We start from the raw sequence: 11,563 nt of genomic DNA on the forward strand, positions 1-11,563 counted from the left end.
GGGCCGTCCGCTCGGAAAGCGCGTCGATAAAAATCCGCCGACCTCGTCCGGCGCGCCGATAGAAAATCGCAAGCGGGGGACGAGGTGTTTTCCTCGCTCCCGCCGTCCAGTCTAGTAACCTTTAACCGGCGCAAACCGGTAGTTGTCGGCAAATGGCGACTAACAAGATTCTCGGTATCGACCTCGGTACCACGAACAGCGCGTTCGCGGTGATGGAAGGTGGCGACCCCGAAATCATCGTCAACGCCGAGGGCGACCGCACGACTCCCTCCGTCGTTGCGTTCACCGACGACGAGCGACTCGTCGGCAAACCGGCGAAGAACCAGGCCATCCAGAACCCCGACCGCACGTTCCGCTCCATCAAGCGTCACATGGGCGAGGAAGAGTTCACCGTGGAGGTCGACGGCGAGGAGTACACGCCCGAGCAGATCTCGGCGATGATCCTCCAGAAGATCAAGCGCGACGCCGAGGAGTACCTCGGCGACGACGTCGAGAAGGCGGTCATCACGGTCCCCGCGTACTTCAACGACCGACAGCGCCAGGCGACGAAAGACGCCGGCGAGATCGCCGGCTTCGACGTCGAGCGTATCATCAACGAACCGACGGCGGCGTCGATGGCGTACGGCCTCGACGACGACTCCGACCAGACCGTTCTCGTCTACGACCTCGGCGGCGGCACCTTCGACGTCTCTATTCTCGACCTCGGCGGCGGCGTCTACGAAGTGGTCGCCACCAACGGCGACAACGATCTCGGCGGCGACGACTGGGACGAGGCCGTCATCGACTACCTCGCCCAGGAGTTCGAGAACGACCACGGCATCGACCTCCGCGAGGACCGACAGGCGCTCCAGCGTCTGAAGGACGCGGCCGAGGAAGCGAAGATCGAACTCTCCTCGCGCAAGGAGACCGACATCAACCTCCCGTTCATCACGGCGACCGACTCCGGGCCGGTCCACCTCGAACAGTCGCTCACGCGCGCGAAGTTCGAGAGCCTCACGTCGGACCTCATCGACCGCACCGTCGACCCGACCGAGCAGGCGCTCTCGGACGCCGGCTACTCGAAATCCGACATCGACGAAGTCATCCTCGTCGGTGGCTCCACCCGGATGCCGCAGGTCCAAGAGAAAGTGACGGAGCTCGTCGGCAAAGAACCGAAGAAGAACGTCAACCCCGACGAGGCCGTCGCGCTCGGGGCGGCCATCCAGGGCGGCGTCCTCGGCGGCGAAGTCGACGATATCGTCCTCTTGGACGTGACGCCGCTCAGCCTCGGTATCGAGGTCAAGGGCGGCCTGTTCGAGCGCCTCATCGAGAAGAACACGACCATCCCCACGGAGGAGTCGAAAATTTTCACCACCGCGGCGGACAACCAGACCTCCGTGCAGGTGCGCGTCTTCCAGGGTGAGCGCGAGATGGCGCAGAACAACGAACTGCTCGGCGAGTTCCAGCTGACGGGCATCCCGCCAGCGCCCGCCGGAACGCCGCAGATCGAGGTGACGTTCAACATCGACGAGAACGGCATCGTCAACGTCGAAGCCGAGGACAAAGGCTCCGGCAACAGAGAGGACATCACCATCGAGGGCGGCGCGGGGCTCTCCGACGAGGAGGTCGAGCGGATGCAGGAGGAAGCCGAACAACACGCCGAGGAGGACAAGCAGCGCCGCGAGCGCATCGAGGCCCGCAACGAGGCCGAAGGCGCGGTCCAGCGCGCAGAGAAACTCCTCGACGAGAACGAGGAGAACATCGACGACGACCTCTACGCCGACATCGAGTCGGCCATCGAGGACGTCGAGGCGACGCTCGAAGACGAGGACGCTTCGACCGAGGAACTCGAAGACGCGACCGAGAGCCTCTCGAAGGAACTGCAGGAGATCGGCAAGAAGATGTACCAGCAGCAGGCGCAGGCCGGACCCGGCGGCGCGGGCGGCGCGGCGGGCGGTCCCGGCGGCGCGGGCCCCGGCGGTATGGGTGACATGGGCGGCGACGAGTCGGACGACGGCGACGAGTACGTCGACGCCGACTTCGAGGACGTGGACGAGGACGAGTAAGCCACTCGCCCAACCCATCACTCCAGCACCGATTCGACGAGTAGTATTCTTCACACGACCCACGACGACTGCCGCCGAGCCATTCCGTTCAAGTAGTTCCCCCGAATAACGAGAGATAACTGATGAGCGAGGACTTCTACGACGTACTCGGGGTGTCGCGCGACGCCGACGAGGACGAGATAAAGAAGGCGTACCGGAAGAAAGCCGCGGAGTACCACCCGGACGTGAGCGACGACCCTGACGCCGACGAGAAGTTCAAGAAGGTCAAGAAGGCCAAGGAGGTGCTCACCGACGACGAGAAGCGTCGGATGTACGACCAGGTCGGTCACGACCGGTTCGAGGAGGCCGAGAAACGCGGCGGCGTCGGTGGCGGCGCAGGCGGGTTCGGCGGCGGCAACCCCTTCGGCGGTGCGGGCGGTGGAGGCGGCTTCGAGGACATCTTCAACCAGTTCTTCGGCGGCGGCGCGGGCGGCAACGGCCGCGGCCAGCAGGACCGCCCGAGACAGGGCCGCAACCTCCGGACGAACCTGACGCTCGACCTCGACGACGTGTACGAGGGCGTCACGAAGCAGGTGACCATCACGCGACCCGAGCACTGCCCGGACTGCGACGGCGAGGGCCACCCCGCCGACGCCGACGCCGAGACCTGTCCGGAGTGCAACGGTCGAGGCCAGGTCACGCAGGTGTCGCAGACGCCGTTCGGCCGCGTCCAGCAGACGACGACCTGCCGCCGCTGCGGCGGCGACGGGGAACTGTACGACGAGACCTGCGGCACCTGCGGCGGCGACGGCATCGTCCGCGAGGAGGTGTCGCTCACCGTCGACGTGCCGGCCGGCATCCAGAACGGCCAGACGCTACGGATGGAGCGCGAAGGTGCCCCCGGGGAGAACCGCGGCCCGAACGGCGACCTGCTCATCGACGTGCAGGTTCGCCCGCACGACGACTTCGAGCGCGACGGCGACGACCTGCACTACCAGCATCCCATCTCGTTCCCGCAGGCGGTGTTCGGCGCGACCGTCGAAATCCCAACGCTCGGCGGCAGCGTCGAGATGGACATCCCGGAGGGGACCCAGAGCGGCGAGACGTTCCGCCTCCAAGGTAAGGGGATGCCGCGACTCCGCCGCCGCGGCGAGGGCAACCTCTACGTGCAGGTGCAGATCGTGACGCCCGAACAGATGAGCAAAGAACAGCGCGAGGCGCTGGAAGCGTTCGCCGAGGCCGGCGGCGAGGAGGTCGACGTGAAGGAAGGCTTCTTCGAGAAGATAAAGAACTCATTCTAACGCGCCTTTTTGCTGCGGAGGGTGCGCGAAGCGCACCCCCACTTGCAAAAATCTGCACAAAATGGTCGCTCATCTCGGCCTTACGGCCTCGCTCGCGGTACAGAACAGCTGTCTCAACCAGCCTCCGCAACCAACTTACTTCCAACTGGCTACCGAACCCTCCGTGTGTCCCACTCGAAAGTCAACTACCGAGACGTCGAACCGAAATCCGACGGAATGCACTTTCTCCGCGACGCGCTCGACACCGACAACCTCGGTGTGACGGTGCTCGACTGTGAGGCGGGGTGGTCGGGGATGGAACACGACCACGGCGACGAGGGTCACGAGGAGGTGTACCTGCTCATTGACGGCGGCGCGACGGTCAGCATCGACGGCGACGACGTAACGCTCGAACCCGGCGACGCCGTCCGCATCCCGCCGGAGGCGACGCGGCAAATTCGCGTCAGCGACGAGGACAGCACGCTCGTGCTCGCGGGCGCGCCGTAGCGAAGCGTTCCGTCTCCTCTCGTCTGATTCGATGAGTGTCACCGACCAGTGACGGTGCCAGAGGATACGTTACTCGGTACCGTCCCACGTGATATGAGCGATACCGACGCCGACCGAATCCCGGTCACCGTCGTCAGCGGCTATCTTGGGGCGGGGAAGACGACGCTCGTCAACCACGTGTTGCAGAACCGACGCGGAATGGAAGTCGCCGTCGTCGTCAACGACATGGGCGAGGTGAACGTCGACGCCGAACTGCTCGCCGACGCCGACGACAGCGAGGAGGGCGTTCTCGACCTCTCGAACGGCTGTATCTGTTGTGAGTTGCAGGGCGACCTGCTCGAACAAACGGCGAAACTCGCCGAGACCCGGTCGTTCGACTACCTGCTGGTCGAGTCATCAGGTATCAGCGAACCGCTGCCCGTCGCGCGGTCGTTCGTCGAAGGTTCGCCCGAGAGCGATGTCCACCCGACCGACCACTACCGACTCGACACCACCGTCTCGGTCGTCGACGCCTACGGGTTCTGGAAGGAGTTCGACCCGACGACGCGCAAGGAGTCGGCGTCGGTGGACCGCCCGCTTGCCGACGTGTTCGTCGACCAGATCGAGTTCTGCGACGTCCTCCTTCTGAACAAGTGCGACATGGTGCCCGACGACGAACTCGACCGCATCGAGTCGGTGATCCGCGAACTGCAACCTCGGGCGGAGCTCACCCGGACGACCTACTCGGAGGTCGACCCCGAGCGCATCCTCGGCACCGGCCGGTTCGACGTGGACGAAGCCCGGAAGAACGTCGGCTGGAAACGCCGCCTCGCCGAACACGAGCGAGAGACGGAGACGGGAGGTTCTCACGACGAGGGCGGGCACGGGCACGGCCACGAGCACGACCGCGGCGGACTGACTGCCGCCGAGGCCCACGGCGTCTCGTCGTTCGTCTACGCGACGGAGACGCCGTTTCATCCGCACCGGTTCGCGGCGTGGCTTCGAGACTGGGACGGAAGCATCGTTCGCGCGAAGGGCTTTTTCCTCCTCGCGGACCGGGAGGAGTCGGTGATGGGGCTGAGTCAGGCGGGGCCGTCGGTGCAGGCGGGTCCCATCGGTGAGTGGGGCGACGAGGACGCCCCGCGGACGCGACTCGTCTTCATCGGGAGCGAGATGGACGAAACGGCGCTCCGCGCGGAACTCGACGACTGTCTCTCGAACGACGCCGAACGCGGCGAACCGCCCGCGCGCGACGACCCGTTCCCGCTGGCGGTGACCGTCGACGACTGAGCGGCCTTCGCTCAGGCGAACTCCTCGCGGAGTTCGTCCCACGACTCGTCGAATCCGTAGTTCGCGTTCGCCGCCTTCCGTTTCCCGATGGCGTCCTGATAGACGGTGTCGTACTGGAGTAGCTCGGTCCACCCCTCCATCGCGTAGTTACAGTACTGGCACATTGTCACGATAGATACGTCGCGTCCACCCTTATACCTTCCATCTGTGACTATTTCGAGGAAACGAAATAAGAAAATTGATAAGTGAGCGTGAGTGAGAATGTGTGACCAACTGTGATAACCGGACGTTGCGACCACTGTGAGTGGTCGATGATTACGACATCGTACACGGAAATGGTGCAAGCGTACCAGACGCACCTGAGAGAGAATCACCACGACGCGTGGGTTCGAGCCTAAAAAGGGAACGGGTACCGGCGTTTACGGTTCCAGCAGAACCTTCGTAACGCCCTCCTCGCGGTTGTCGAAGCGCTCGTACATCTCCGGTGCCTCGTCGAGGCCGACGCGGTGCGAGACGACGAACGTCGGGTCGGCGCGACCTTCGATGATCATATCGCGGAGCTGTCGGTTGTAGCGCTTGACGTTACACTGGCCGGTTCCGAGTGCGATACCCTTCTCGAACAGTGTCCCGAAGTCGATGCCGAGACGTCCCTGCGCGGCCATCTCGTCGGGCGCGCCGGGGTCCGAAGGGACGTAGAGCCCCGGAATCCCGAGCTTGCCCGTCGGACGGACGGTCTCGATGAGCTGGTTGAGGACGACCGCCGGGTTCTCGCGCGCCGGGTCGTAGGCGTCGTCGGTGAGGTCGGTTTCGGGGTCGATGGCCTGATAACCGACCGCGTCGACGCCTTTGTCGACTCCTTCGCCGTGAGCGTCCTTTATCTGCTCTATCGGGTCCGATTCCTCGAAGTTGATCGGCATCGCGTCGCAGTGCTGCTCGGCGAGTTCGAGGCGACTGTCGACGCGGTCGACGACGTAGATCTCGGAGGCACCCTGAATCTTCGCGCTGTACGCCGCCATCAGCCCGACCGGACCCGCACCGTAGATAGCGATGGACTCGCCGGGCTGGAGGTCCGCGAGTCGCGTTCCGTGCCACCCCGTCGGGAAGATGTCCGCCAGAAGCGAGAACGCGTCCTCGTGTTCGTCGCCCTCCGGGAGTTTCAGCGCGTTGAAGTCCGCGTACGGAACGCGGAGCTTCTCCGCCTGTCCGCCCTTATACGGTCCCATCGCGACGTATCCATACGCCCCACCGGCGAAACCGGGATTGACGTTCGTACAGAAGCCGGTGTAGCCGTTCTCGCAGTTCTGACAGAACCCGCAGGCGACGTTGAACGGCATGACGACGCGGTCGCCCTCCTCGAGCGTGTCGACGCCCTCGCCGACCTGCTCGACGATGCCCATGTTCTCGTGTCCGAAGACGATGCCCGGGTCCGCCGACGTACGACCCTCGTACATGTGTAGGTCCGACCCGCAGATACACGACGTCGTGATGTCGACGATGACGTCGTTGGGGTGTTCCATTTCGGGTTCGTCCACTTCTTCGACGGCGACCTCGTGCGGTCCCTTGTAAACGACAGCGTTCATTGACATTTGCTATAACCTCACATGGTAACCCCTCAGACAGACTATTATATCTAATCCAAGACAAGTTGAGTTACGTCGGGAGTGTTAGCATCGGTCGTGATGAATTTGCTATCGTTCTCGAACACTGTCTCGACTTCGGATCGAGACGCCCCGTCGTCGACTCCTCGGTGTGTTTTTCTTCGACCTCTCCGTATCGAAGTCGTGAACGTTCTGGGAGAGATTGTCGCGCGCGACCGGCGGACCGACCGCTCGGCGGTCCATCTTCCGGCGGCCGACCGGACGATGAGTTACCACGACTTCTGTACGACGGCGTGGAAAGCCGGGAACGTCTTTCGACATCTCGGCCTCGCGGGCGGACGAGGTGTCGAAATCGAACCCGTCGGGTCGCCGGAGTCGCTTCTGGCCTTCTTCGGCGCGTCGTTGCTCGGGTCGCCTGTCCGCTTCGAGGTCCGCGGCGACGACGAGACGCGTCTCGTCGTCGCCACTGTCGACCGCGAGACGAGTTTCGACCCCTCGCCGGGAACGAAACTGGTCGTTTACGGCGGCCGCCCGACCCGCCCGGAGACGACTCACTGGGAGACTGAGGTCTGGAGCGAGAACCCGGCGATTCCGCCGTACGACGTGGCTCCCTCTACGCCGGCGCTCGTCGACGACGAGTCGTACACGCACGCGGAACTGCTGGAGTTCGCTGAGGGTGTCGTCGACGAGTACGCCCTGACAGACGCCTCGCGCGTCGTCGTCCGTAGCTCGCTGTCGCACTCCGGCGTCGTCGTCGCGGGCGTCGTTGCGCCGCTTCTCGCCGGGGCGACGGTTGTTCTCGCCGACGCCGACGTGGGGAACTCCGGAGACTTCGCCGTGAGTGCGACGGACGACGTGCCGGAGCCCACCGTCGTCGACCCGGCGGGCGTCCTCGCCCGATAGCCCTCTACTCGCTCTCGCGGACGCAACCGACTGCGCGAACTGCCGGACACCCAAACGCTACGTTCGTCCGGTGAAATCACCTGCCATGACCGACGTAGCCGACCGAAAACGCCGGGCCGTCGAAGCCATCGACGCACACGCCGACGACATCGTCACCTTCGCCGAAGACGTCGAAGCGGAACCGGAACTCGGGTTCAAAGAGACCGAGACGACCCGGAAGGTCGTCGCCGAACTGGAGGGAATGGGACTCGACGTCGAGGAGAACATCGCCGTCACCGGCGCGAAAGCCCGGTGGGGGACCGACGATGCGAGCGAGTTCGTCGTCGCCGTCCTCGGCGAACTCGACGCGCTCGTCAACCCTGCACATCCGAAGGCGAACCCCGAAACGGGTGCGTGTCACGCCTGCGGCCACCACGCGCAGCTCGCGAACCTCGTCGGCGCGGCGTACGGACTCACGGCGGCGGGCGTCGTCGACGACTTGGAGGGCGCTATCGACTTCATCGCCGTGCCCGCCGAGGAGTATCTCGATTTGGGCTACCGCCGAACGCTGGTCGAGAGCGGCGAAGTGGAGTTCCTCGGCGGCAAACAGGAGCTCATTCGCCGGGGGCACCTCGACGACGTCGACTGCGCGATGATGATTCACGCCGGCAGCGACACGCCCGAGCGCGTCGTCACGAGCGACTTCTCCTCGAACGGCTTCGTCGGCAAGTTCGTCACCTACGAAGGGACAGAATCGCACGCCGGGGCCGCCCCCGAGGAGGGCGTCAACGCGCTCAACGCGGCGATGCTCGGGATGAACGCCGTCCACGCCAACCGCGAGACGTTCGCCGACGACGACCACGTTCGCGTCCACCCAATCGTCACCAACGGCGGCGACGGCGTCAACGTCGTCCCGAGCGACGTGCAGATGGAGTCGTACGTCCGCGCGAGCAGCATCGACGCCGTCGTCGACGCCAACGAGAAGACGAATCGAGCGCTCGAATCCGGCGCGATGGCCGTCGGTGCGGACGTCGAGATCGAGGACTATCCGGGCTACATGCCGCTTCGGACGGACGAGACGATGGTGTCGACGTACGACGCGAACGCTTCCGAACTCTTGGGCGAGGACGCGCTCACGCCGGGGAAACCTCACCTCACCGGGTCGACCGACATGGGCGACGTGACGCAGGTCATCCCCGGAATCCACCCCTACGTCGGCGGGTTCTCGGGGGCGGTCCACGCCCGCGACTTCGAGGTCGTCGACGAGGAGATGGCGTACGTCATCCCCGCGAAACTGACGGCGATGCTCGTCATCGACCTCCTGGTCGACCCCGAAAAGCAGGCCGAGATTCGGGCGGCGAAAGCCGAGAAACGGTCCGTCGACGAGTATCTGGAGGTCGTACGTGGGATGCGCGAGACGGTCGTCGGCGAGTACAACGCGTAAAACGCGAACTCAGTCGGCGAGATCGTCGGCGTTCAGCGGCCGAGCCTCGTTCCAGTACCGGTCGTGAACGTCGTGTGCCCACGACGACACCGTGTCGTCGTCGGTGTCGACGGCCGCTTGGAGCAACCCGTCGTCGTCGCGGAGAAACAGGTGGACGACGTCGTCGGTGATGGTGAGTGCGACGGGTACGTCGTCGTCTACGATGCGAAGTTCCGCGCCGGGCAGGTCGACCAGCTCGCGGAGACGTTCCCGGAGCGCGGAGTCGTCGGCGATGGCGTCGATGGCGCCGGCCGAGAAGACGCCCTCGAACGTCTGTGTGCCGTCGGCGACGCGCCGGCGAATCACGCCCATGCTCTGCTCGTTGAACGCGTGCGAGACGATCTTCACGCCCGCTCCGTCCCGCAGTAAGCCGAGCACCCGCTGCACAGGGGCGTTCGGCCGGGTCTGCGTCGGGGCCGTGATGGTCGCGTCTCGCAGTCGACGGAGGTCGAACGTCATCACCTCCGTCGGCAACCAGTTCGCCACGTCGCGGAGTCGCTGTTCGGTTTCGACGATTTCCCGGAGGTCCGAGAAACCCTCCGCGACCAGTCGTCCCGTCGGCGTCGCGGCGTACTCACGACCGGTCTGTTCGACCCAGTTTCGTTCTTCGAAGTCGCGGAGGATGCGACCGAGCGTCGGTTGTGACGCTCCGATTCGCTCCTGAAGTTCGCGGCGAGTATGTGGTGTCTCGGCGAGTGCGTCCAGCACCTCGACGCGGTTCGCCGAGAGGGCAAGAAATTCGATATCTTCGAGCGCCGATTCCATAGGCCACCTTTACCGCAATCGCACAAGTGCGTTTCGCACTATGAATATTTTTCAATAGATGAAACGACGTCGCCTGCCGGCCACTTTTCTTGCTTTGAAAATTTTACTGAATATATGTTTAAGCCCGGTACTCCTACTCGTATTCGATGACGATTACGCTCACTCTACAGGCCGGTCGACCCGGCATCTACGCAGCACCGACGCCGGAGGTGTCCCCGTAGTGGTCGCCAAGCGTTCGCTGGCGTTTTTCGCGCTCGCCAGCGTCTTCTTCGGCGGCGTGTTCGTCGCCGCGAAAGCGGGCATGGCGTACTTCCCTCCCCTGCTGTTTGTCGCGCTTCGTTTCGACGTCGCGGCGGCGGTACTTCTCGGCTACGTGGCGCTGACGGCGACCCGCGAGGAGCTCCTCCCACGCACGCGCGGCGACGCGGCGGGTATCCTCGCCACCGGCGTGCTGGCTATCGGCCTCGCCAACGGCCTCCTGTTCGTCGGCCAGCAGTACGTCTCCAGCGCCGTCGGCTCTATCATCTTCAGCCTCTCGCCCATCTTCACGCCGCTTCTCGCCGCCTTCCTCCTCTCCGACGAGCGCCTCTCGCACCGCGGCGGCGTCGGCGTTCTCGTCGGCCTCCTCGGCGTGGCGCTCGTCGTCGGTGTCGACCCGGAGAACCTCCTCGGCGGCGGCGTCGTCGGCAAGGCCATCATCCTCGGCGGTGCCGCGAGCGCGGCGCTCGGCGGGGTGCTCATCCGCCGCGCCGACGGCACGCTGTCGAGCACCGTCCGAACGGCGTGGGCGCTCCCGGTGAGCGCGCTCATGGTCCACGGGATGAGCCTCGGCGCGGGCGAGTCGCTCTCGGCCGTCTCGTGGTCGCCCGCCGCAGTCGTTACGCTCGGCTACGTCGGCGTCTTCGCGGGTGCGGTCGCCTACATCGCCTACTTCGGCCTGCTCGACGACGTGGGCGCGATTCGCGCGAGCCTCGTCTTCTACGTCAGCCCCGTCGTCGCGACGCTCGGCGGGTGGGCGTTGTTGGGCGAGTCGATTACGCTCTCCACTATCGCCGGATTCGGCGTCATCTTCGCCGGGTTTGCGATTCTCGGCTCCGAGGAGATCGAGGGTCGGCTGCCGGCGCTCGTTGACCGGTTCCCGACGGGTGGTCCGTCGAATGCTCTGACCGACGGCGGCCGCGACACCGAGGGTCGGGCCGGTTGCGACGCGGACTGAGCGGCGGACCTTCTCTCGCTTGCAGGTGAGCTACTCCGGACACACCGTCACGACCCGTTTCAGCGTCCCTTCTGCCGTCACTCGAACCGAGAGTTCCCACTCCCGGCAGCGGTTCGACTCCGTGAGCGATTCACGGTACGAGACAGTGTCCCCGTCGAGGCCAACGGTGATACTGTAGCTTCCCGGTTCTCGGAGCGGAATCGTCTCTCTGCCGTCGGCCTCTATCGTGTGCGTTCGTCGGTGAATTTCCTCGCCGTAGTGATTGATGGCGACGTCCAGTTCGTGCGCCGTCGAATCCCCGTTCCGGAGAACGATGCGTCCAACGTTCGTGTTCGTCGCGGGTTCCGGTGTCGCGGTCGAGGTTTCGATTTTGGGTTCTCCATAACTCTCGTTTTCGGTTGCGTTCGTCTGACCGGCGCATCCCCCTAACCCGAGTGCGAATACGGAGGCGGCAGCTCGAACCGTACCGCGACGCGTCAGTGGAGGGCTCATAGACGACTCCGACGACCGAGGGCGAGAGAATAAGCTTTCCGTGGTCT

The 11,563-nt window shown here is 64.9% G+C and carries 11 protein-coding genes; 7 read left to right on the plus strand and 4 right to left on the minus strand.

From position 1 onward, the window contains the following. The first annotated feature begins 152 nt into the window (after positions 1 to 152). The 4 genes from dnaK to LAQ73_RS14930 all read left to right on the plus strand — a co-directional run bounded on the left by dnaK (position 153) and on the right by LAQ73_RS14930 (position 5,080). Complete coding sequence (gene dnaK / locus LAQ73_RS14915; protein ID WP_224269049.1) at positions 153 to 2,045, plus strand: molecular chaperone DnaK; 1,893 nt, start codon at positions 153 to 155, stop codon at positions 2,043 to 2,045. A 122-nt stretch (positions 2,046 to 2,167) separates the two neighbouring features. Beyond that, on the plus strand, positions 2,168 to 3,325 hold the full coding sequence (gene dnaJ, locus LAQ73_RS14920) for a molecular chaperone DnaJ (RefSeq protein WP_224269050.1): 1,158 nt from the start codon (positions 2,168 to 2,170) through the stop codon (positions 3,323 to 3,325). A gap of 165 nt (positions 3,326 to 3,490) precedes the next feature. Beyond that, on the plus strand, positions 3,491 to 3,811 hold the full coding sequence (locus tag LAQ73_RS14925; protein ID WP_224269051.1) for a cupin domain-containing protein: 321 nt from the start codon (positions 3,491 to 3,493) through the stop codon (positions 3,809 to 3,811). Between the two features lie 93 nt (positions 3,812 to 3,904). After that, positions 3,905 to 5,080, plus strand: coding sequence for a CobW family GTP-binding protein (locus LAQ73_RS14930; RefSeq protein ID WP_224269052.1), 1,176 nt, complete (start codon positions 3,905 to 3,907; stop codon positions 5,078 to 5,080). An 11-nt stretch (positions 5,081 to 5,091) separates the two neighbouring features. Here the strand turns inward: LAQ73_RS14930 and LAQ73_RS14935 are convergent, their stop codons facing one another. Both LAQ73_RS14935 and LAQ73_RS14940 read right to left on the minus strand, forming a co-directional pair. Then, positions 5,092 to 5,244 (minus strand): hypothetical protein, encoded by a 153-nt coding sequence (locus tag LAQ73_RS14935; protein WP_168191268.1) that lies wholly within the window; start codon positions 5,242 to 5,244, stop codon positions 5,092 to 5,094. 255 nt (positions 5,245 to 5,499) lie between these two features. Then, a complete protein-coding gene (locus LAQ73_RS14940) occupies positions 5,500 to 6,660 on the minus strand; it encodes a glutathione-independent formaldehyde dehydrogenase (RefSeq protein WP_224269053.1) in 1,161 nt (386 codons plus the stop codon). Positions 6,661 to 6,861: 201 nt separating this feature from the next. On the opposite strand from LAQ73_RS14940, the gene LAQ73_RS14945 reads away from it, so the two are divergent. Then, positions 6,862 to 7,581 (plus strand): acyl-CoA synthetase family protein, encoded by a 720-nt coding sequence (locus LAQ73_RS14945; protein ID WP_224269054.1) that lies wholly within the window; start codon positions 6,862 to 6,864, stop codon positions 7,579 to 7,581. 85 nt (positions 7,582 to 7,666) lie between these two features. Continuing rightward, positions 7,667 to 9,004, plus strand: a complete 1,338-nt coding sequence (locus tag LAQ73_RS14950; protein WP_224269055.1) for an amidohydrolase — start codon at positions 7,667 to 7,669, stop codon at positions 9,002 to 9,004. 9 nt (positions 9,005 to 9,013) lie between these two features. On the opposite strand, the gene LAQ73_RS14955 is transcribed toward LAQ73_RS14950, so the two are convergent. Next, positions 9,014 to 9,808: a helix-turn-helix transcriptional regulator gene (locus LAQ73_RS14955; RefSeq protein WP_224269056.1), complete on the minus strand. Its 795-nt coding sequence runs from the start codon at positions 9,806 to 9,808 to the stop codon at positions 9,014 to 9,016. Between the two features lie 220 nt (positions 9,809 to 10,028). Between LAQ73_RS14955 and LAQ73_RS14960 the strand changes: the two genes are divergently transcribed. Then, the gene (locus LAQ73_RS14960) at positions 10,029 to 11,024 is read left to right on the plus strand and encodes a DMT family transporter (protein WP_224269057.1); all 996 of its coding nucleotides are present in this window, start codon (positions 10,029 to 10,031) and stop codon (positions 11,022 to 11,024) included. Positions 11,025 to 11,054: 30 nt separating this feature from the next. Here LAQ73_RS14960 and LAQ73_RS14965 read toward each other — a convergent pair whose 3' ends face one another. Beyond that, positions 11,055 to 11,516: a hypothetical protein gene (locus LAQ73_RS14965; protein ID WP_224269058.1), complete on the minus strand. Its 462-nt coding sequence runs from the start codon at positions 11,514 to 11,516 to the stop codon at positions 11,055 to 11,057. Positions 11,517 to 11,563: the final 47 nt, after the last annotated feature.

Source organism: Haloprofundus salinisoli, assembly GCF_020097815.1.
GTDB classification, from domain to species: domain Archaea; phylum Halobacteriota; class Halobacteria; order Halobacteriales; family Haloferacaceae; genus Haloprofundus; species Haloprofundus salinisoli.